Raw genomic sequence first — 23135 nt, 5'->3', positions numbered from 1 at the left:
AATAAATGCAGAAATAAAAAGATGGGCATCAATCCCATCTTTTTTATTAGTGCTAAATGATACTAGATTACTGAAATAATATCAGGATCAATAATCAACGAATAATTAGTAGTGGTATCATATATGTTAGTTGTTTTTTCTATTACTTCAGGAATAGGATCTTCACAAATCACAAAATCTTCTACTCCAGTAGTATCATATACGTTAGTTGTTTTTTCTATTACCTCAGGAATAGGATCTTCACAAATAATAAAATCTTCTACTCCAGTAGTATCATATACGTTAGTTGTTTTTTCTATTACCTCAGGAATGGGATCTTCACAAATAATAAAATCATCCACTCCAGTAGTATCATATACGTTAGTTGTTTTTTCTATTATCTCAGGAATGGGATCTTCACAAATAATAAAATCATCTACTCCAGTAGTATCATATACGTTAGTTGTTTTTTCTATTACCTCCAGAATAGGATCTTCACAAATAATAACATCTTTTTTGAACTCTTCCGCTTTAGGTTCTTCTACTTTAGGCTCCTCTGCCTTAGGCTCTTCTGTCTTAGGTTCTTCTGCTTTAGGATCTTCTACCTTAGGCTCTTCTGCTTTAGGCTCCTCTGCTTTAGGCTCTTCTACCTTAGGTTCTTCTGTCTTAGGCTCTTCTTCCTTAGGCTCTTCTTCCTTAGGCTCTTCTTCCTTAGGCTCTTCTTCCTTAGGCTCTTCTGCTTTAGGTTCTTCTGCTTTAGGTTCTTCTGCTTTAGGTTCTTCTACCTTAGGTTCTTCTACCTTAGGTTCTTCTGCCTTAGGTTCTTCTGCCTTAGGTTCTTCTACCTTAGGTTCTTCTGCCTTAGGCTCTTCTGCTTTAGGCTCTTCTGCTTTAGGCTCTTCTGCTTTAGGCTCTTCTACCTTAGGATCTTCTGCTTTAGGCTCTTCTACCTTAGGATCTTCAGCCTTAAGTTCTTCTGCTTTAGGCTCTTCTACCTTAGGATCTTCAGCCTTAGGTTCTTCTGCTTTAGGCTCTTCTGCTTTAGGATCTTCAGCCTTAGGTTCTTCTGCTTTAGGCTCTGCTACCTTAGGCTCTTCTGCTTTAGGATCTTCAGCCTTAGGTTCTTCTGCTTTAGGCTCTTCTACTTTAGATTCTTCCGCTTTAGGCACTTCAGTTTTTGAGTCATTATTAATGAATGAAAATGCACCGAATGTTGCACCTAGACCTAAGACTGTACTACCGATCACACCCGTGCTTAATACACTATTTTCACCCATTGTTTCAGCTATATTTGAACCATTTAATAGTGCGACACTTTCAGATGTTTGTGAACTCAACACACTTAGATCGCTACCTAATAGTTCAGATGCTTCTGCACTCTCAAGTGTTTTTGTACCAATAATATGTCCCGAAGTAGGATCAATTTCAAGTAACTGAATAGATTTTCCTTGCTGTGAATTTAAGAGTAAATGACGCGGTGTATCAAAATAATCTTCCACAGTCACCACTTTTCCATTATTTAATTTAATATGTAAATCATTATTGATTTTATTCATTGATAAGATATTCTGTTTATCAAAAGGAAGAGAAACATACTTTGTCTGTCCTAAATTTTTAATTATTTGCATAAGATACCCTCTTTTTTAATTGAACTTTACAATAGTGCATTTATTATACACTCATTGTGCAAAAAAAAAACGATTTTATTTTTTGTTTCATATTAATGATAATTTTGTATATATCTGCCCGCCTGTATATAAAAAACAGGGTATGCCCTGTTTATACGTATATCGGGTAAACACACAACCGTAGCGTCAAGGCATGCCTTGACGAATAAATATTCGTAATAGATTGGTATTCAGAAATATGGAATAAATGTAACGATATTATAATTGTGTAAAATATATAAAAAAACAGGGCATGCCCTGTTTCTACGCATATTGGGTGAACACAAAAACGTAGCGTCAAAGCATGCCTTGACGAATAAATATTGTAATGGATTGGTATTTAGAAATTTGGGATAAATGTAACGATATTGCAATTGTGCAAAATATATAAAAAACAGGGCATGCCCTACTTCTTGTTTACAGCTTTTTGTAAATTTTTAGAAACATCTTACCGCTTATTTCCACAATATAATTTAATATGATAAAATCAGAAAACCATTTTAGTTTAAAAATAGATAGTTATTATGATGCAATATTCTTCTCAGTTTAAAAATGCTAAGGTCTTAGTGCTTGGTGATGTAATGTTAGATCGCTATTGGTTTGGTGCAACAAATCGTATTTCTCCTGAAGCGCCTGTTCCAGTGGTCAAAGTTCAAGATATTGAAGAACGCGCAGGTGGTGCAGCGAATGTGGCAATGAATATTGCGGCATTAAATGTTCCTGTTACTTTGCACGGTTTAATTGGTCAAGATGATGCTGGAAATGCTTTAGATAAATTATTAAATGCACATCATATTCAAAACAATTGTGTTGCTTTGGCAACGCACCCAACCATTACAAAACTAAGAGTACTTTCTCGCCATCAGCAATTGCTTCGTTTAGATTTTGAAGAAAATTTTTATCATACAGCAAGCCAATCTTTATTAGAAAAATTAACCAATGAAGTTGCTCAATATGGGGCATTGGTTTTATCTGATTATGGCAAAGGGACTTTAGATGCAGTGCAAGATATGATAAAAATTGCTCGTAAAGTGAATGTACCTGTATTAATAGATCCAAAAGGCACTGATTTTGAGCGTTATCGTGGCGCCACTCTTTTAACCCCTAATATGACTGAATTTGAAGCCGTTGTTGGTAGTTGTAAAAACGATAATGATATCATTGAAAAAGGCTTAAAATTAATGGCTGATTATGACTTCTCTGCTCTATTGGTCACACGTTCTGAAAAAGGAATGACATTGTTACGTCCTAATCAAGAAGCTTACCATTTACCTACTTTAGCAAAAGAAGTTTTTGATGTAACAGGTGCTGGCGATACGGTAATTAGTGTGTTAGCAACCGCATTAGCTGATGGTCGAGGTTATGAAGAAGCTTGCTATCTTGCAAATGCCGCAGCAGGGGTTGTTGTGGGTAAATTAGGAACTTCAACATTAACACCAACGGAGCTTGAAAATGCCATTCATCAACGTGCCGAAACAGGATTTGGTATTGTCTCTGAAGAAGAATTAAAAGCTGTAATGAAAAAATCAAAACAATCAGGTGAAAAAGTTGTAATGACAAATGGTTGTTTTGATATTATCCATCCTGGACACGTGTCTTATTTAGAAAACGCAAGAAAACTGGGGGATCGTTTGATTGTTGCAGTAAACAGTGATAATTCAGTTAAACGTTTAAAAGGAGAAACTCGCCCTATTAATGATTTAAATTCAAGAATGACGGTTTTAGCAGGACTTTCTTCTGTCGACTGGGTCGTTGCCTTTGAAGAAGATACCCCTCAACGTCTTATTAGTGAAATATTACCAGATCTATTGGTTAAAGGAGGCGATTACTGCCCTGAAGATATTGCAGGTGCTAAAGAGGTATGGAACAACGGTGGCGATGTAAAAGTGCTTAACTTTGAAAATGGTTGTTCAACATCTAATATTATTAAAAAAATTCAAACATCTTAAAAATGAATGAACTTTTTTGCGCTCTATTACTCAAACAACCTATACTATACAATTAAAGGAATTATGATGAAATTTAACTTTATAAAATCATCTTTTATTACATTTATCGCATTAATAACAATGAGCCAATTCACTATTGCAAAAGAACGTGTCGTTGCATTAGTCGATGGCAATATGATTATGGAAAGCCAAGTTAAACATAACTTAAACAAACACACTAACTATAAAAAAGCCCTTGAAAAAACCATTGATGATTATCTTATTCAAAAAGCTATTCAAGATGCAAATATTAGAATTGATTATGCTCAAGTTTATAAAGTGATTGAAAATATTGCAGCTCAAAATGGCATCACTTATGGTCAACTTCTTGATGCATTGGATTATCAAGGTATTACATTAGATCAATATGCACAACAAATAGCAGAACAGATGAAAATGGAACAAGTGCGTCAGATCTCTATTGGTAAATCAATTCAAGTAGATCCTAAAGAAGTTCAGGCATTAGGCAAGAAGATGCTTGCAGAAGATCGGGCAAAAGGAAAAGTAAAAGAAGCAACAACAAAGCAGTACCGTGTTAGCCACATTTTAATTAAAACAAATCCCATTTTAAATGATAGACAGGCGAAACAAAAATTAACTCAAATTGTTGCAGATATTAAAGCAGGTAATATCACCTTTGAGAAAGCAGCTGAAAAAAACTCTCTTGATTATATTTCCGCTGCAGATGGTGGTGATTTAGGTTGGAATTTCCCTGAAGCTTACGATCCTCGTTTTGCAAAACGCATTACTTCAACAAAGGTCGGTGTCATTTCTGCGCCATTCCAATCTAAATTTGGTTGGCATATATTAAAAGTTACAGATATTCGTCAAAAAAATACCACTGAAAATGCTTATTTACAAAAAGCATATAAAAAACTGGTTGATCAACAAGCTAGACGAGTATCGAAAGACTGGGTAAAAGCATTACGAAAAAATGCTGAAATTGAATATAAGTAGTTTAATTTTTTAAATACTCTTCCTCCCTCACCAATTAAAACGTGAGGGATTTTTTATATAAAAACCGTGCTAAATTTAAATTTTTCGATAAAGATCGTAAAAATAAAAAAAACTATTGCACTGTATATCCAAACAGTATATTATTCTCTTCAACAAATTAGATTACATTAACAAGGATCAATTATGGCTGAGAAAAAACCATCAAAAAATACTAAAGTTCAAGTTAACAAAACATCAGAAGATAAAAGTAAAGCACTAGAAGCAGCACTTGCTCAAATTGAAAAACAATTTGGCAAAGGTACAGTAATGCGTTTAGGAGAAAATAAAAAACTGGATATTGAAGCAGTTTCAACAGGTTCATTAGGTCTTGATATCGCTTTAGGTATTGGTGGCTTACCAATGGGGCGTATTGTTGAAATTTATGGTCCCGAGTCTTCTGGTAAAACAACGCTTACCCTTTCTGCTATTGCACAAGCACAAAAATTAGGAAAAACTTGTGCTTTTATTGATGCAGAACACGCATTAGATCCTGTATATGCAACAAAACTAGGCGTAGATACTAAAGAATTATTAATTTCACAACCTGATCACGGAGAACAAGCATTAGATATTTGTGATGCTTTAGTTCGCTCAGGAGCTGTTGATGTGATTGTTGTCGATTCTGTTGCTGCTCTAACACCAAAAGCTGAAATTGAAGGTGATATGGGTGACTCTCATATGGGATTACAAGCACGTTTAATGTCTCAAGCATTACGTAAACTAACTGGAAATATCAAGAATGCTAACTGTCTTGTTATCTTTATTAACCAAATTCGTATGAAAATTGGTGTAATGTTTGGCAATCCTGAAACAACAACAGGGGGTAACGCACTTAAATTCTATGCTTCAGTTCGTTTAGATATCCGTCGTTCTACGCCAATCAAAAATGGTGATGAAATCATCGGGAATGAAACAAAAGTAAAAGTAGTTAAAAATAAAGTAGCCCCACCATTCCGTGAAGCGTTCTTTGATATTATGTATGGCGAAGGTATCTCAAAAACAGGCGAATTATTAACACTCGCTGTAAACCACAAAATGATCAATAAAGCAGGGGCTTGGTTCTCTTATGAAGGAGAAAAAATTGGTCAAGGAAAAGCAAATGCCATTAAATGGTTAACGGAAAACCCTGAAATAACGGATAAAATTGAAGCAAATATTCGTGATTTGCTAATGAATAAAAAAGAAGCAGATTTTATTGAAGAAATAAAATTAGAAAAAATAAAAGAAGAAATAGAAGCCTCTGAAGAAGAATTTTAATTTTATCCTCTCTTTCCCTCACTCAATTTTTATGAGGGAAAGAGCCATCTACCTTAAAGTAATTTATGTCAAAATACACAGCTATTCAATATCTTGTTTATCTTCTTTCTCGTCGTGATTATAGCGAACAAGAATTACGTCTCAAAATGAGACAAAAATCCTATTCTGAGAATGAAATAGAACAAGCGATATTTGAAGCTCAAACCCATCATTGGCAAAGTGATCAACGTTTTTGTGAAAGTTATATTCGTTATCGCTCTTCAGCTGGTTTTGGTGCAAAGAAAATTCAACAGGAACTTCAACTTAAAGGTGTAGAAAATAAAATTATTACCCAAAAACTTGCCGAAAGTGAAATTGATTGGTATAACTTAGCAAAGAATGTATTTAATAAGAAAAAACCATTACATTGGGATTTAAAAGCAAAACACAAAATGTGGCGTTTTATGTTAGGACGTGGCTTTGATATTGAATATTTTAATGACTTAATCAATGGAGATTACAATGAATAAAATTACTTTTTTTAGCCGATTTGAACAAGATATCCTAAGTGGTAAGAAAACCATTACTATTCGAGACAAATCAGAATCTTATTTTGAACCAGATCAAATATTAGATGTTTTTACCAACGAAACAGATCGTTTTTTTGCAAAAATTCAAGTTATTTCAGTAACCCCTGTTTTATTTGAACAATTGAATGAAGAACACGCTATTCAAGAAAATATGACATTAGAGCAACTAAAATCAGTTATTCAAGATATTTATCCAAACGATAATCAATTTTTTGTTATCAAATATAAATTACTCTAACTTAAATTAAGATGAGCCTTTTTGAACCTAAAAAACAGACCGAACTTTGTCCTCAGTGCAATGCTCCTTTACACATAAAAAAAGGCAAGCAAGGATTATTCTTAGGTTGCTCTACTTACCCTAACTGTGATTATTTAAAACCATTACATCAAAGCAATCATATTATTAAAACACTAGAAGAACTTTGTCCTGAATGTAATCACCCTTTACAGTTAAAACAGGGTTATTATGGTATTTTTATTGGATGTAGTCACTACCCGACTTGTCATTTTACTGTTCACGAAGAACCTCAAGAAATTGAATTTGATTGCCCTGAATGTAAAAAAGAAAAATTAGTTGCCCGACAAGGACGAGCAGGTAAAACTTTTTATGGTTGTTCTGGCTTTCCTCAATGTAAATTCACATTACCTAGCAAACCGATATTAAAACAATGTCCACAATGCGGTGGTGAATTAGTCATAGAAAAAAAACAGCGGGGACAGATAATGTACCTTTGTGCAAAAACAAATTGCCAGTACTTATTTAACAAGGAAGATTAATGTACTCTTTTGAACAAATTATTGAACAATTTAACCAAAATAAGGTGATCGCCTACCCTACAGAAGCCGTTTTTGGCTTAGGTTGTAATCCAAACAGCGAACAGGCTATTAGAGCATTACTAAAATTAAAAAATCGTCCAGAAGAAAAAGGATTAATTTTACTTGCCTCTGATCCTAAATTTTTAGTGCCTTATATTGACGAAACAAAACTCACCAAGATTGAATGGCAACGTTTTTATCATATAGATGAACAACCCATTACTTGGATAATGCCTGCGAAATCAAGTGTTCCACACTATTTAACAGGCAAATTTGATACTATAGCGGTAAGATTATGCAAACTTTTTGCAATTTCTGAACTTTGCAATGCGACTCAAAGTGCAATTACTTCAACCAGTGCCAATTTATCAGAAATGCCACCTTGCCGAACAATTAATGAAGTACAACAACAATTTGGTAAACAATTTCCCATTTTAAATGCACCAACAGGAGGGAAAACGAATCCTTCTGAAATTCGAGATATTTTTACGCAATATATTTTTAGACGAGGATAAATAATGAACCAATACGCTGTTTGGGGAAATCCTATTGAACATAGCCTATCACCTAGAATTCATCAACTTTTTGCGGAACAAACCAATAAAAAAATTTCATACACGGCTATCTCTACAAATAAAGAGGAATTTAAAGCACAAATTTTTAATTTTCTAAAAAAACCAGGGACAAAAGGAGCAAATGTTACTGCTCCATTTAAAGAACTTGCGATGGAAGTGGCAGAAGAACATAGTGTTCCTTGCCTTATTGCAGGTTCTTGCAATACCTTAGCGATTTTGGATAAAGGCATTTTGGTTGCAGATAATACTGATGGCATTGGATTAGTTACCGATCTCACTCGACTAGATTGGTTACAACCCAATCAGAAAATCCTTATTTTAGGAGCTGGAGGTGCAACAAAAGGTGTGCTATATCCTCTTCTAACAGCAAAACAAAACATCACAATTTATAATAGAACCAGTGAGAAAGCGGTGACATTATCTCAAAAATTTGCAAAATATGGTGAAATTAATAGTACGACTCTTGATGAATTACATAATCAATCTTTTGATCTTATCATCAATGCTACATCCGCAGGACTAACAGGACAGCATATAAATATCCCCGAAACCCTTTTTAAAAATACTAACGTTTATGATATGCAATATGCTTCAAATATGAATACGCCTTTTTTAAATTATGCAAAACAAAATGGTGCAAATTGTTGTCAAGATGGTTTAGGAATGTTAGTTGCTCAAGCTGCTTATTCATTTTATAAATGGGAAAAAGTAATGCCTCAAATAGAGCCTGTTTTAAAGCAATTAAGAACTGAAATAAAGTGAACAATTTTATTACAATGGTGGATTTAAAAACAAACTGTTGATTTTACATTCAAACAATAAAAAAATAGCCTTTTTTAATAAAAAAGTATTTGACGAGTTCTATCAAAATCAGCATAATACACCCCGCAAAGCCGATATGGTAATGTGATTTAAAAATAAAAAATGGCTATGTAGCTCAGCTGGTTAGAGCACAACACTCATAATGTTGGGGTCACAAGTTCGAATCTCGTCATAGCCACCATTTTTTTATTTTCAAGTTGCGGAAGTGGCGAAATTGGTAGACGCACCAGATTTAGGTTCTGGCGCCGCGAGGTGTGTGGGTTCAAGTCCCTCCTTCCGCACCATTTTTTCGGTTTGTGTTTTTAAGATTATTGGGGTATCGCCAAGCGGTAAGGCACTGGGTTTTGATCTCAGCATACCTAGGTTCGAATCCTAGTACCCCAGCCATCTTAATTTTAGTAAAAGATTCAAGTAAAGCTAACTTTGGTTAGTTTTTTTCATTTTGGGGTATCGCCAAGCGGTAAGGCACTGGGTTTTGATCTCAGCATACCTAGGTTCGAATCCTAGTACCCCAGCCATTTTATTTCTAAGTTATCCAGCCTTTTATACTCAAATAATTTGTAAATTCTTATAAGAATCTAACCGCTTAATTTACTCTTTTCGACAATTACTTAAGCAAATAAAAAAGCGTGCTGCTTTTAACAACACACTTTTTTCTAACCAAATAATTAAATCAATATCGTTACACTACTACATATTATTCATCCACAATCTCAACGGCTACATCAGCACTCAAGCCTCTTACAAGCTGTGAGCCTTTTCTTGCACGCTCTCCTCGATAAGTATCAATATCTGCAGGTTTTAACTTAATCTTACGTTTACCAGATAAAAATACTAAGGTGCTAGTTGGTTTAATTAATAATACACGTGCTAATAACTCACTACGCTCTTTCGCTGCTTTTGCAGAAATATTGATAATTTTATTTCCTTTACCCTTTGAAAGCGTTGGTAAATCACTTAATGGGAATACCAGCATTCGCCCTACACTGCTCATTGCCACTATCGATAATTCTTCTTCATTTTCAATTAGTTGAGGTGATAACATTTTTGCATTTTCTGATAAGGAAATCACCGCTTTACCTGCTTTATTACGAGACACTAAGTCCTCAAACTTACAAATAAAACCATAACCAGAATCTGATGTCATCAATACTTTTGTTTCGGGGCCAGCCATTAATACTTGCTCAATAACCGCACCATCTGGCAAGGTAATCTTTCCTGTAATCGGTTCACCTTGAGAACGTGCTGATGGCAATGACAAAGGATCAACGGCATAAGAACGTCCAGTGCTATCAATAAAGACAACAGGTTGATTACTCTTACCATAAGCGTGAGATAAATAACCATCTCCTGCTTTATAGTTTAAACCCTGTACATCAATATCGTGTCCTTTTGCACAACGCACCCAACCTCGCTCTGATAAAATCACCGTCACAGGTTCAGTTGGTACTAAATCACTTTCTGAAATTGCTTTTGCTTCTTCACGTACCACAATAGGACTACGGCGAGGACTTGCAAAAGTTTTCGCATCTGCTTGAATTTCTTTTTTAATTAAGGTACTTAAACGTCGCTCTGAACCTAAAATTAACTGTAAATGATCCCGCTCTTCTTCTAATTTTGATTTTTCAGATTGTAACTCGTGCTCTTCCAATTTTGCTAAATTACGTAAACGTAAATTTAAAATTGCTTCTGCTTGAATATCCGTTAAGTTAAAGCGTTTCATTAACTCTACTTTCGGTTCATCTTCATTACGAATAATGGCTATCACTTCATCGATATTCAAATAAGCAACTAACAAACCGTCTAAAATATGCAAACGTTTTAAGATTTTATCCAAACGATAATTTAAACGGCGAGTAACCGTAGTTCGACGGAATGCTAACCACTCAGTTAAAATCGTATCTAAACTTTTAACCGCGGGTTTACCGTCTAAACCAATCATATTCATATTCACACGATAGCTTTTTTCCAAATCTGTGGTCGCAAATAAATGCCCCATTAAACCGTCAAAATCAACACGATTTGATCTTGGTACGATCACAAGACGAATTGGATTTTGGTGATCAGATTCATCACGAATATCATCAACCATTGGCAATTTCTTATTTCGCATTTGATTGGCGATCTGCTCAATAATTTTTGAAGGCGAAGCTTGATGAGGAATACCAGTAATCACAATCTCACCGTCCTCTTTTTCCCATACTGCTCGCATTTTTATTGAACCACGTCCTTGCTCATATATTTTTTTGATGTCAGCTTTAGGTGTAATAATTTCTGCTTTTGTTGGATAATCAGGACCTTGCACCACCGTCAATAAATCCTCAAGGGTTGATTTCGGACTATCCAATAACATCACACAGGCTTCTGCTAATTCATTAATATTATGAGGCGGAATATCAGTTGCCATACCGACTGCTATCCCCGTCGTACCATTTAATAAAATATGTGGCAAACGAGCAGGTAAATATTTTGGTTCTTCTAAGGTACCGTCAAAATTTGGTTGATAATCAACGGTTCCCTGTCCTAATTCACCTAATAACAGTTCTGAAATTTTAGATAATTTCGATTCCGTATAACGCATTGCAGCAAAAGATTTTGGATCATCTGGAGCTCCCCAGTTTCCTTGTCCATCAACCAATGGATAACGATAAGAAAAAGGCTGTGCCATTAATACCATTGCTTCATAACAGGCACTATCACCGTGTGGGTGGAATTTACCTAACACATCCCCAACTGTTCTCGCTGATTTTTTATATTTTGCAGATGCATTTAGCCCTAATTCAGACATCGCATATATAATACGGCGTTGCACAGGTTTTAGACCGTCACCAATAAAAGGTAAGGCACGATCCATAATTACATACATTGAATAATTTAAATACGCCTCTTCAGTAAAGCGTTTAATTGGCATTTGTTCAATGCCTTCGTAGTTAATTTCTGTTGTCATTTTATTTTTCTGTAAATTTAAAGTGAAATTTTGTGGCTAAGTATAGCAATTTTTTAATGTAAATTCTGTTTATATAGTGACAACTTATTAAATCATCACCCCTGAACAACTCATAAAAATCCCCCATCCGATAAAATAATAGTACTTCAGGATCTTCTGCTTTTAATGTGAGGTATTTGTTCCATCAGGTGTATGATGTGTCTAAATTTGTCATTGTGAGAATTAATTTATAATTAAACCTATTTAATTCAATAGGTTAATATTTTTTATTTTGTAAATTATGTGAAAAATTAGATCGTTATGATAGCATATAAGACAGGGCATACCCTGCCTCTACGATCGTAGATTAAATTTGCAAATTTTTATTAGAATGTAACCGCTTATTTTTATAAATCATTTATTCCACAATATTTCCAATAATACTTCTGGTTTCCATACGTACTTGGGTTAATTTTACTTTAACACTCTGTCCAACTTGATAGGCTTTTTCATCTTTGATATAAAGAGCTAATTCTTCTTGTCGGAAGTTCATTTCATCTTTATTTGGATGCAATGTGGAGTTTGGCACAAAAATCATTGCACCATTTTCAATGACTTTAACACGTAATCCACCACGAGAAACATCTACGATTTCTGCATCAAATTCCATATTTTTCTCAACCATTGGCTCAAGATAACGGGCATATAACCAATCTGAAATATCTCGCTCTACCATTCGGTTTTGTTTACGGGCTTCTTGTAAACGAGCCAAAATATCTTCTTCTACAGGTTGTGTCGGCTGTTGTGCTAGTGTTTGTTTGATTAAACGATGATTTACCATATCGCCGTATTTTCTGATTGGTGATGTCCAAGTCGCATAATGGGTAATCCCTAAACCAAAATGTGGTGCAGCTTGATTTTTAAATTCTGCAAAAGTGAGATAACGGCGTAAGCGTAGTTCTAAAAAGCTCTCATCGTGTTGGTCAATATCACGACGCATTTCACAATAACCTTCAAGCGTCGCTAAACGCTCAACACTATAACGTGCTTCTAATTCTTCACTGTTTTCAGGCGTACCTAAGGTGGCGATTAAAAACTCTTTGGCAAGTTTGTAATTTTTAGGATCAAAACCTAAATGGGTGTTGAAAATCCCTGTTTTTGCATTTTTTTCTAAATATTTACCCGCTTCAATATTGGCGATAATCATCGCTTCTTCAATCATTTGATTTGCTATGCGACGAGGTTCAAGATGAATATCAACCACATCTCCCTGCTCATTTAATTCAAAGGCATAATCACCCTGCTCTTTGAAAATCAAGGCATTTTTTTCACGCCACTGCATTCTTGCTTGGGTAAATTGGTGTAACCAATCAATTTGTTGTTTAATCACTTCATTTTCAGGTTGCCACGCATTTTCTTGCTGTTCTAAATAATCAGATACGTTGTCATAAGCCAATTTAGCTTTTGATTTCACCCACGCAAGGGTAAAGACGGTTTCTGCTGTGACATTCCCTTCTAAATCAGTAATAATTTCGCCCACTAATGCAGGACGTTTTTCATCCGCAACCAATGAACATAAATCATCAGAAAGTTCACGAGGTAGCATTGGAATATTAAAACCCGGTAAATAATTGGTAAAACAACGTTGGCGAGCTTCTTTTTCAAGGCTTGAATTTTGTGGGATATAAGCAGTTGGATCGGCAATCGCCACCATTAAACGCCATCCTGTTTGAGTGTTATTTTCAAGGATTGGCTCAATACACAACGCATCGTCCATATCTTTGGTTGTTCCTGAATCAATCGTGGTAAAATTTAAATCCGTTAAATCTTTACGTTCAATTTCATCTTGCAACTCATAACTTTCTAACCCTTTTACTGCTTCACGGGGTTGTTCGTGACGAATAAGACTCACCCACCAAGGTGCATAATGATCTTCTGCTTCGCAAATAAATTGGGTGACTTGAGCAAATAAAAAACGATCATCTCGTAAAGGATGTGTTTTTAATTCTGCCACAACCCAGTCATTTTCCTGTAATTTTTGCGTGACTTTTTTATTGTTTACGTTAGCAGAAATTAGCGGTTTAATATTTGGATGATCGACCGCAAGTTGTAAACGCCCCTCACGATTAAATTTAACCCTTGCCACAAAACGTGTCAGCATAGGTTCAATCAGCTCTTCAATATCTACTCGTTCCTTTTCACCATCAACGACAACAGAGGCTTTTACTTTATCACCGTGCATTACTTTTTTCATTTCTTGGGGTGGGATAAAGTAACTTTTTTTATCGCATTCTAAAAAACCATAGCTTTTATCAGTGGCTTTTACAAAACCTTCAACGAAAGTTTTATTAGAGTGCATTTGTTGTTTAAGTTGTGCTAACAGAGGGTTATCTTGGAACATAAGTTTCCTTTAAATATAATAATATAACGAAAAGACAAGGCATGCCTTGTCTCTACAAATGGTAAAATTGATGTTTATAAAAACTCAACTATCTTAATTGATCTAATTCTATCACTATTAGAATAAAAAATATATTTCTCTATTTTTGACTGTATTCGTTGGCATAAAAAAACACCTCAATGTTGAGGTGTAATTAAATTTGCAAATTTTAAATAGAATGTTACCGCTTAAACAAGGCAAGATTGGACTTGAAGTTCATTCCCCCCCTCCTAACCTCCCCCCGCAAGCGGAGGGAGGAATGATTACATAAGATAAAATTCGCTCCTCCGCTTACTAGGAGGAATGGCTACATAAACTAAAAATTCCCTCCTCCGCTTGCGGGGGAGGGCTAGGGAGGGGGAAAGATTACTAAAAAAATCAATAGTTCAAAATATGCTGTCTCTTTAACCGCTTAAACATCATCATTTACACTTTTTAAACCAACTGCATCAATACTCTACGCACAGGCTCTGCGGCACCCCATAATAATTGGTCACCGACTGTGAAAGCAGATAAATACTCACCACCCATATTTAATTTACGTAAACGTCCTACAGGAATGCTCAACGTTCCTGTAACTTTCGCTGGGGTAAGTTCTTTTAAGGTTGCTTCTTTTTCATTTGGAATGACTTTTACCCATTCATTGTGGCTTGCTAAAATTTCTTCAATTTCAGCTAATGGCAAATCTTTTTTCATTTTGATGGTAAAAGCCTGACTATGACAACGCAATGCACCAATTCGCACACATAAGCCATCAATCGCAATTGGATCATCACTTAACCCTAGAATTTTATTGGTTTCGACATAGCCTTTCCACTCTTCTTTAGTTTGACCATTATCTAACAAAGCATCGATCCACGGAATTAAACTGCCACCTAAAGGAGCACCAAAGTTCTCAGTAGGGAAACTATCTTGTTGCATTCTTGCGGTTACTTTACGTTCAATATCTAAAATAGCACTGGCTGGATTATCTAATTCATCTGAAACGACATTTTTTAATTCGCCCATTTGAGTTAGTAATTCACGCATATTTTTAGCCCCTGCACCACTCGCCGCTTGATAAGTTGCTACAGAGACCCATTCCACTAAATCTTTTTCAAATAAACCACCTAATGCCATCAACATTAAACTTACGGTACAATTTCCGCCCACAAAGGTTTTCACCCCTTTGTTAACTCCTTCATCGATCACTTTTTGATTGACAGGATCAAGAACAATAATTGCTTCCTCTTTCATTCGCAATGTTGAAGCCGCATCAATCCAATAGCCATTCCAACCTGTTGCACGTAATTTAGGATAAATTTCTGAAGTGTAATCCCCTCCTTGACAAGTGACAACAATATCTAATTTTTTTAATTCTTCAATATCAAAGGCATTTTTTAATTGACCAGCTTGTTTACCACCAAATTCTGGAGCGGATTGCCCCGCTTGTGATGTCGTGAAATAAATAGGATTAAAGCGAGCAAAATCTTGCTCTTGTTCCATTCTATCCATTAACACCGAGCCAACCATTCCACGCCAACCAACTAAACCCACATTTTGCATTTGTTATACTCCTTAAATTTTTTATTGTGTTTGCAACTTTCGATTGTATAAGATTTTTGATTAAAAACAATACTCTTATGTTATTTACAATAAAAATCTTATTTAGTTTGGTTTGTATTTCTATAAAATTTTATTTTGAAGTATAATTCTTTATCTAACCCAAATTCTAAAAATACACAAATGGAATGATAAATGAAATCCGCAATACTTACGCTTAATACAACAGCATTGCATAATAATATAAAACGTATCAAAAGCTTAGCACCAAACAGTAAGCTTTGTTCCGTCATTAAAGCGAATGGTTATGGTCAAACTATTCCTCATTTAATTAACACTTTAAAAAATAAAGTTGATGCTTTTGCTGTCGCACGTATTTCTGAGGCAATGACTATTCGTCAACTTGATTATCAAGGTACGGTTTTATTATTAGAAGGATTTTTTAATGAAAGAGAATTACAACAAGTTGTTAAAAAAAATTTAGATACAGTAGTTCATAATTTTGAACAAATTGAGATGATTGAAAATTTGCAAAAAGTAAATAAAATCATACCGCTTCCTATTAATGTTTGGATAAAAATTGATACAGGAATGCACCGTTTAGGTTTTCAACCTGAAGATGTCGATAACGCCTTTCAACGTTTAGAGAAATGTGAATTTGTAGGTCAAATTCGTTTTATTTCTCATTTCAGTTGTGCTGATGAACCTGAAAATGATTATTCTAAAAAACAAATTTGTTGTTTTGAAAAAGCGACTGAAGGTTATACCAATGAACGCAGTATGGCAGCATCAGGGGGGATTTTATATTGGTCACAATCCCATTATGATTGGATCCGAGCTGGAATTATTCAACAGGGGATTTCACCTAACTATACCCCTATTAAAGAACTCGGTTTTCAACCAACAATGACCCTTTCCTCGACACTGATTGCGGTGAGAAAACACCGTGCGGGTGAGCCAGTAGGCTATGGTAACTATTGGGTCAGTGAAAAAGATACAAAACTTGGTGTAGTTGCCATTGGTTATGGAGATGGTTACCCTCGCAATGCACCTTATGGAACACCAGTTTGGGTGAATGGTCGTAAAGTACCTATTGTGGGGCGAGTTTCAATGGATATGCTTACCGTAGATTTAGGCATTGATAGTACCGACAAAATGGGAGATAAAGTTATTTTATGGGGCGAAGAATTACCCATTGAAGAAGTTGCAAAAGCGATTGGTGTGATTAATTATGAATTGGTGACTCAAATTACCCCACGAGTAGATATTGAGTATAAAGCGTAATGAGTATTGAAAATTGGCAACGTGGGTTTGTCTTACATCGTAGAGAATATAGCGAAAGTAGTTTATTGGTTGATTTTTTTACTGAGCATAGTGGACGTATTACCTTATTAGCCAAAGGCGCAAGACGAGTACGTTCACCATTAAAATCCGTATTACAACCTTTCACTCCTTTATTATTGCGTTGGAGTGGCAAAGGGGAACTGAAAACATTAACCAAAGCAGAACCCGCCTCATTGAGTTTACCAATGCAAACAATGGCTTTATATAGTGGCTTTTATGTTAATGAAATTTTGGTAAAAACCTTAGAAAATCATACCGCTTACCCTGAATTATTTCAGCATTATTTAAGTTGTATTACTCAGCTAGCAGTACAACCTCAACAAATTGAAGCGACTTTACGTACTTTTGAATTTCAACTTTTAAAAGCGTTAGGATATGAAGTGAGCTTTAGTCATTGTGCTGCAACAGGTAAACCGATAGAACCAACGATGAGCTATCAATTTCAAGAAAAAAAAGGCTTTATTGCCTCATTATTACAAAATAATCAAAGTTATCTAGGCAAAGATTTATTAGCATTTAATCAACTTGATTTTAGTGAGCAATCCACTCGACAAGCTGCAAAATATTTCACTCGAACCACACTAAAAGCCTTTTTAGGTTCTGGTCCTCTGAAAAGTAGAGAATTATTTCAACAAATCATAAAAAAATAGTGAAAATTTTAAAATTATTATTTTTCTAAAGTATTGCAAAATCAATCTTTTAATACGAATAAAATTCTGCAAGATATAGATTTTTATTCCATTCTTCTTTACAATGGTCAGATCAATTTTAACTTTTTAAATTTTATATCTACAGGAAAACACAATGACTGATTATAAAAATACTTTAAATTTGCCTGAAACAGGCTTTCCAATGCGTGGCAATCTTGCTAAGCGTGAACCTGAAATGTTGAAAAACTGGTATGACAAAGGTTTATATCAAAAAATTCGCGAGTCAGCGAAAGGTAAAAAAAGCTTTATTTTGCACGATGGCCCTCCTTATGCGAACGGTAATATCCATATCGGACACGCCGTAAATAAAATTTTAAAAGATATGATTATTAAATCCAAAACCGCGTTAGGTTTTGATTCGCCTTACATTCCAGGTTGGGATTGTCACGGCTTACCGATTGAATTAAAGGTAGAAGGTATTGTAGGTAAACCAAATCAGAAACTTTCTGCTGCAGAGTTTCGTAAAGAATGTCGTAAATATGCAACTGAACAAATTGAAGGTCAGAAAAAAGATTTTATTCGTTTAGGTGTATTAGGGGATTGGGATAATCCTTATCTAACAATGAATTTTGACACCGAAGCAAATATTATTCGTGCATTCGGAAAAATGGTGGCAAATGGTCACTTATATAAAGGTTCAAAACCAGTTCACTGGTGTTTAGATTGTGGTTCATCATTAGCAGAAGCAGAAGTTGAGTATGAAGATAAAACCTCTCCGTCAATTTATGTGCGTTTCAGTGCGGTAAACGAGCAAGAAATCGAACAAAAATTTAATGCTAAGGGCGAAGGTAAAATTTCAGCGGTTATTTGGACAACCACCCCTTGGACAATGCCATCTAACCGTGCGATTGCATTAAGTGCAGAGTTAGAATATCAATTAGTACAATTCGGCGATGAGCGTGTAATTTTAGCGGCTGAATTAGTTGAAGAAGTCGCAAAAGAAGTCGGTGTTGAAGAGTATCAAGTACTAGGTTCAGCAAAAGGTAAAGAATTAGAATTATTACGCTTTAACCACCCATTCTATGCCTTTGATGTGCCATTTATTTTAGGCGATCACGTTACCACTGACGGCGGTACGGGTTTAGTACATACTGCTCCTGATCACGGTCAAGATGACTATGTGATTGCTCGTCAATACAACATTGAAATGGCAGGCTTAGTGGGTAATGACGGTAAATTTATCCCTAGCACTGAATTTTTTGCAGGCTTAGGCGTATTTGAATCAAACGGTGCGGTATTAACCAAATTAGACGAAACGGGTGCGTTGATGAAAATGAAAAAAATTCGTCATAGCTACCCACACTGTTGGAGACACAAAACACCGATTATCTTCCGTGCGACACCGCAATGGTTCGTGGGAATGGAAACACAGGGCTTGCGTAAATTAGCCTTAGGCGAAATCAAAAATGTACGTTGGATTCCAGATTGGGGTCAAGCTCGTATCGAAAAAATGGTTGAGAACCGTCCTGACTGGTGTATCTCTCGTCAGCGTACTTGGGGCGTGCCAGTTACTTTATTTATTCACAATGAAACCGAAGAATTGCATCCACGCACAGTTGAGTTGATCGAAGAAGTAGCGAAACGTGTTGAAAAAGACGGAATTCAAGCGTGGTGGGATTTAGATCCAAAAGAATTATTAGGCGAAGACGATGCTCAAAATTACCGTGCAGTAAAAGATACCTTAGATGTATGGTTTGACTCAGGATCAACTTACTCATCTATCGTTCAAAATCGTGCTGAATTTAACGGTAACGAGATCGATCTTTACTTAGAAGGATCGGATCAACATCGTGGTTGGTTTATGTCATCGTTAATGCTTTCTTGTTCAACAGACAATAAAGCACCATATAAACAAGTATTAACGCACGGTTTCACGGTGGACGGCCAAGGACGTAAAATGTCTAAATCGATCGGAAATATCGTGACACCACAAGAAGTAATGGATAAATTTGGTGGCGATATCTTACGTTTATGGGTGGCTTCAACGGATTACACGGGCGAAATGACAGTATCTGATGAAATCTTAAAACGTTCAGCAGATTCATATCGTCGTATTCGTAATACGTCACGCTTCTTATTAGCAAATTTAAATGGTTTTGATCCAAAAACAGATTGTGTGAAACCAGAAGAGATGATCAGCCTTGACCGTTGGGCGGTAAGCTGTGCATTAGACGCACAGAAAGAAATTATTGAAGCTTATGATAATTACCAATTCCATACGGTGGTACAACGTTTAATGCGTTTCTGTTCAATCGAAATGGGATCGTTCTATTTAGATATTATCAAAGACCGTCAATATACAACTAAAGCGGACAGCATTGCTCGTCGTAGCTGTCAAACAGCGTTATGGCACATTTCAGAGGCATTGGTTCGTTGGATTGCTCCAATTCTTTCATTCACAGCGGACGAAATTTGGAATTGTTTACCTGAAATTGAGCGTGCGGAATTTGTGTTTACCGAAGAATTTTACACAGGTTTATTTGGTTTAGATGAAGCAGATCAGTTGGATAATGCTTACTGGCAACAGCTTTTAGCCGTACGAACAGAAGTAAACCGAGTATTAGAACAAGCTCGTAATGATAAAGTGATTGGTGGTGCATTAGAAGCCAAAGTGACCCTTTATGTAAATAAAGGGCTTCAAGAGTCATTGGAAAAACTACGCAATGAGTTACGTTTTGTGTTAATTACATCACAAGTAATTTTGAAACCTCTTGCTGAAGCTGATGTCCAAGTCGGTGAATTAGATGGCTTAGCCGTGAAAGTGGAACGTGCCGAAGGTGAAAAATGTCCACGTTGCTGGCATTTTTCAACAGATATCGGCTCACACGCAGAACACAGTGCGATTTGTGGTCGTTGTGTAGAAAACGTAGCGGGTGCAGGCGAACAACGTCATTTTGCGTAATAAAACTGATAATTATTGTAAAGACGTAGTGTGCTACGTCTTTACATATTTTAATAGATACAAGCGGTCACATTTGATAAAAATTTTACAAATATATAATGATTTATTGGAGAGAAAAATGCTTACGTCATTGAAAATAAACAAGGCAAGATCTCACGTAAAAAATTTAGATTACATACCAACAAAGGCTGAAAACATTGAGTTTCTATTAGAAACCCCTCAATTTAAACAGCATATTCTAAATTTAATTCATCAAGCAAAAGAGCGAATTTATATTACCTCCCTCTACTGGGAAAAAGATGAAGCAGGTCAAGAGATTTTAGACGCACTTTATCAAGCAAAATTATCTCGTCCTGAATTAGATATCAAAGTACTGGTTGATTGGCACCGTGCTCAACGAGGACGAATAGGTGAAAAAGAAGCAGGAAGTAATGCTGACTGGTATTATGAAATGCACCAGAAATATGCCAATGATAAACAAAATGAAATTCCTTTTTATGGCGTACCGATAAATGGTAGAGAACTGTTCGGTGTATTGCATTTAAAAGGTTTAGTCTTTGATGATACCCTGCTATATAGTGGTGCGAGTATTAATAATGTTTATTTACATCAATTAGATAAATATCGTTGCGATCGTTATCACCAAATTAAAAATCAAGCCTTAACCGATTCAATTGTTCATTTTACTAATGAACATATTTTAAGCCAAGAAGCTGTAAATCGTTTAGATGTATTAGAACGAAGAAAAACCACCGAAATTCGCCCTCAAATAAAAGCATTCCGTAAATATTTAAGTCATCAGCAGTACCAACTTTCAAAACCTTATCAAGAAGAGGGATTGGGGTTAGGTATATCTTTGCTATTGGGGTTAAAACGTAAAAAAAATCAATTAAATAAAACCATTGAAGCTCTATTTTGTTTAACAGAACAAAAATTAACAATTTGTACTCCTTATTTTAATTTCCCAATTACTATTAGAAATCGTATTGCGTGGTTATTAAAAGCAGGTAAACAGATTGAGATTGTAGTGGGAGACAAAACAGCCAATGATTTTTATACTAAGCCTGAAGAGAAATTCACTCTAGCTTCTGCATTACCTTATCTTTATGAAAAGAACTTACGTGCTTTTTGTAAGCGTCATCAACGCTACATTGATAATGGGCAATTAATTATTCGTTTATGGAAAAATGAGGAAAATACTTATCACCTTAAAGGCGTGTGGATTGATCATCAATATATTTTATTAACAGGAAATAATTTAAACCCAAGAGCTTGGCGATTAGATGCCGAAAATGCGGTATTAATTTCAGATCCAAAAGAGGAATTAAAACCAAAAGCCGTTCAAGAATTGACAAAAATTCGAGAACATACACAAATTTTAAAACATTATACAGATTTGGAAATAGTGCAAGATTACCCTAAAGATGTACGTAAAGTTTTAAAACGATTTGGTCGTATTAAATTAGATAAAGTAATTAAAATGCTACTTTAAGCGGTCACATCAAATCAAAAATTTACAAATTTTATGGCATTATTGATAACAACAAAATGTACTAACTGTGATATGTGCGAGCCTGAATGTCCCAATCAGGCAATCTCAATGGGCGATGAAATTTATGTTATTGATCCTGCACTCTGTACAGAGTGTGTCGGTCATTATGAAATACCCACCTGTCAAAAGGTTTGTCCTATTTCAAATTGCATAAAAAAAGATCCCGATAATGAAGAAACACAAGAGCAATTATGGGAACGCTTTGTGATGATTCATCATTTTAATGAAATTTAACTCGGCGTAAGGAAATAAAATGAATAAGAAAAAATTAGTAACAAGTGTCGTTTCTCTTGTGATTGGAGCAGGGATTATGTTATTTTCAAGTAAAGAAACTGTGTCAGCAAAATCTCAACACAATAATCAAACAAAAACCACCCAATATTCAAATCAACATTTGGATTATGATACAGATATGCGCCGAGATAAATATGGGCAGAATAAAGTATCTGTTGATTATTATATGCTAGCTCTTTCTTGGTCACCCGGTTTTTGTGAATATAAGAAAAAATCAACACAGGGAAATCTACCAAGAAGTTTACAATATCAATGTGCGAACCCTCATAAATTTGGTTGGGTTATTCACGGATTATGGCCTCAAAATCGTTCAGCTCGTCAAATTGATCAGCATCCTCGTTTCTGTCAAGGAGATTTACCGCCAGTTGATGAGCGTATTATTGAAAAATATATGCGAGAAGCACCTGGAAAACCTTTATTGCAAGGCGAATGGGAAAAACACGGTGCTTGTGCATTTAAACAACCACAAGATTACTTCAATATGCAAAGAGCATTGTATAACGATTTAAAATTACCTAATAAAAAATTAAATCGTAAAGCCTTATTCCGTTGGATGCGTGATAATAATCCCAAATTAAGAAATGTCTATTTAGGTGCATCTCGTAATGAACTTTATATTTGCTACAATAAAAAATGGCGACCAATAAACTGCCCTAAGCATCATTAAATATATTGTAATCACCTATCTTTAGGATGGGCATTTTTACAGAAACTAAAAACATAAGAATAATAGATCAATTTATTATCAATATAGGT

Annotated in this window: 18 protein-coding genes, 4 tRNA genes and 1 pseudogene; 18 read left to right on the top strand and 5 right to left on the bottom strand. The window is 35.3% G+C overall.

The window, feature by feature from the left end:
* Positions 1-62 precede the first annotated feature (62 nt).
* The gene (locus U9966_RS06300) at positions 63-1607 is read right to left on the bottom strand and encodes a BapA/Bap/LapF family prefix-like domain-containing protein (protein ID WP_306347440.1); all 1545 of its coding nucleotides are present in this window, start codon (positions 1605-1607) and stop codon (positions 63-65) included.
* Positions 1608-2170: 563 nt separating this feature from the next.
* Between U9966_RS06300 and hldE the strand changes: the two genes are divergently transcribed.
* The 12 genes from hldE to U9966_RS06240 all read left to right on the top strand — a co-directional run bounded on the left by hldE (position 2171) and on the right by U9966_RS06240 (position 9187).
* Positions 2171-3595: a bifunctional D-glycero-beta-D-manno-heptose-7-phosphate kinase/D-glycero-beta-D-manno-heptose 1-phosphate adenylyltransferase HldE gene (gene hldE, locus U9966_RS06295; protein ID WP_306347439.1), complete on the top strand. Its 1425-nt coding sequence runs from the start codon at positions 2171-2173 to the stop codon at positions 3593-3595.
* A gap of 66 nt (positions 3596-3661) precedes the next feature.
* Positions 3662-4591, top strand: coding sequence for a peptidylprolyl isomerase (locus tag U9966_RS06290; RefSeq protein WP_306347454.1), 930 nt, complete (start codon positions 3662-3664; stop codon positions 4589-4591).
* Between the two features lie 183 nt (positions 4592-4774).
* Complete coding sequence (recA, locus tag U9966_RS06285; RefSeq protein WP_306347438.1) at positions 4775-5887, top strand: recombinase RecA; 1113 nt, start codon at positions 4775-4777, stop codon at positions 5885-5887.
* A gap of 65 nt (positions 5888-5952) precedes the next feature.
* Positions 5953-6396: a recombination regulator RecX gene (recX, locus tag U9966_RS06280; protein ID WP_306347437.1), complete on the top strand. Its 444-nt coding sequence runs from the start codon at positions 5953-5955 to the stop codon at positions 6394-6396.
* Complete coding sequence (yqfB, locus tag U9966_RS06275) at positions 6389-6694, top strand: N(4)-acetylcytidine aminohydrolase (protein WP_306347436.1); 306 nt, start codon at positions 6389-6391, stop codon at positions 6692-6694. Before recX ends, yqfB begins: the two co-directional genes overlap by 8 nt.
* 11 nt (positions 6695-6705) lie before the next feature.
* Complete coding sequence (locus tag U9966_RS06270; RefSeq protein ID WP_306347435.1) at positions 6706-7233, top strand: DNA topoisomerase family protein; 528 nt, start codon at positions 6706-6708, stop codon at positions 7231-7233.
* On the top strand, positions 7233-7787 hold the full coding sequence (tsaC, locus tag U9966_RS06265) for an L-threonylcarbamoyladenylate synthase type 1 TsaC (protein WP_306347434.1): 555 nt from the start codon (positions 7233-7235) through the stop codon (positions 7785-7787). The genes U9966_RS06270 and tsaC overlap by 1 nt, the downstream gene beginning before the upstream one ends.
* A gap of 3 nt (positions 7788-7790) precedes the next feature.
* Positions 7791-8609: a shikimate dehydrogenase gene (gene aroE, locus U9966_RS06260; RefSeq protein ID WP_306347433.1), complete on the top strand. Its 819-nt coding sequence runs from the start codon at positions 7791-7793 to the stop codon at positions 8607-8609.
* A gap of 164 nt (positions 8610-8773) precedes the next feature.
* Positions 8774-8850 (top strand) — tRNA-Met (locus U9966_RS06255).
* 18 nt (positions 8851-8868) lie between these two features.
* A tRNA-Leu gene (locus U9966_RS06250) sits at positions 8869-8953 on the top strand.
* A gap of 28 nt (positions 8954-8981) precedes the next feature.
* Positions 8982-9056: transfer RNA gene (locus U9966_RS06245), tRNA-Gln, on the top strand.
* 56 nt (positions 9057-9112) lie between these two features.
* A tRNA-Gln gene (locus tag U9966_RS06240) sits at positions 9113-9187 on the top strand.
* Positions 9188-9366: 179 nt separating this feature from the next.
* Here U9966_RS06240 and parC read toward each other — a convergent pair.
* The 4 genes and pseudogenes from parC to asd form a co-directional block, all read right to left on the bottom strand.
* Positions 9367-11616 carry a DNA topoisomerase IV subunit A gene (parC, locus tag U9966_RS06235; RefSeq protein WP_306347432.1) on the bottom strand — a complete coding sequence of 750 codons (2250 nt, stop codon included), beginning with the start codon at positions 11614-11616 and terminating at the stop codon, positions 9367-9369.
* Between the two features lie 94 nt (positions 11617-11710).
* Positions 11711-11794, bottom strand: a pseudogene (locus U9966_RS10245) (MutS N-terminal domain-containing protein); the annotation flags it as partial.
* A 219-nt stretch (positions 11795-12013) separates the two neighbouring features.
* On the bottom strand, positions 12014-13996 hold the full coding sequence (locus tag U9966_RS06230; RefSeq protein ID WP_306347431.1) for an exoribonuclease II: 1983 nt from the start codon (positions 13994-13996) through the stop codon (positions 12014-12016).
* 474 nt (positions 13997-14470) lie between these two features.
* On the bottom strand, positions 14471-15580 hold the full coding sequence (gene asd / locus U9966_RS06225; RefSeq protein ID WP_306347430.1) for an aspartate-semialdehyde dehydrogenase: 1110 nt from the start codon (positions 15578-15580) through the stop codon (positions 14471-14473).
* Between the two features lie 192 nt (positions 15581-15772).
* Here asd and alr point away from each other — a divergent pair, with 192 nt between their 5' ends.
* The 6 genes from alr to U9966_RS06195 all read left to right on the top strand — a co-directional run bounded on the left by alr (position 15773) and on the right by U9966_RS06195 (position 23046).
* Complete coding sequence (gene alr, locus U9966_RS06220) at positions 15773-16861, top strand: alanine racemase (protein ID WP_306347429.1); 1089 nt, start codon at positions 15773-15775, stop codon at positions 16859-16861.
* Positions 16861-17571: a DNA repair protein RecO gene (gene recO / locus U9966_RS06215; RefSeq protein ID WP_306347428.1), complete on the top strand. Its 711-nt coding sequence runs from the start codon at positions 16861-16863 to the stop codon at positions 17569-17571. Before alr ends, recO begins: the two co-directional genes overlap by 1 nt.
* 154 nt (positions 17572-17725) lie before the next feature.
* Positions 17726-20533, top strand: a complete 2808-nt coding sequence (gene ileS / locus U9966_RS06210; RefSeq protein ID WP_306347427.1) for an isoleucine--tRNA ligase — start codon at positions 17726-17728, stop codon at positions 20531-20533.
* A gap of 118 nt (positions 20534-20651) precedes the next feature.
* A complete protein-coding gene (gene pssA, locus U9966_RS06205; RefSeq protein ID WP_306347426.1) occupies positions 20652-22025 on the top strand; it encodes a CDP-diacylglycerol--serine O-phosphatidyltransferase in 1374 nt (457 codons plus the stop codon).
* Between the two features lie 33 nt (positions 22026-22058).
* A complete protein-coding gene (locus U9966_RS06200; protein WP_211598802.1) occupies positions 22059-22319 on the top strand; it encodes a YfhL family 4Fe-4S dicluster ferredoxin in 261 nt (86 codons plus the stop codon).
* Between the two features lie 19 nt (positions 22320-22338).
* Positions 22339-23046, top strand: a complete 708-nt coding sequence (locus tag U9966_RS06195; RefSeq protein WP_306347425.1) for a ribonuclease T2 family protein — start codon at positions 22339-22341, stop codon at positions 23044-23046.
* Positions 23047-23135: the final 89 nt, after the last annotated feature.

The organism is Pasteurella atlantica, assembly GCF_963693435.1.
Lineage (GTDB): Bacteria > Pseudomonadota > Gammaproteobacteria > Enterobacterales > Pasteurellaceae > Phocoenobacter > Phocoenobacter atlanticus.
Note: the sequence above shows the minus strand (reverse complement) of the source record. Positions and strands in the feature narration are given on the sequence as shown.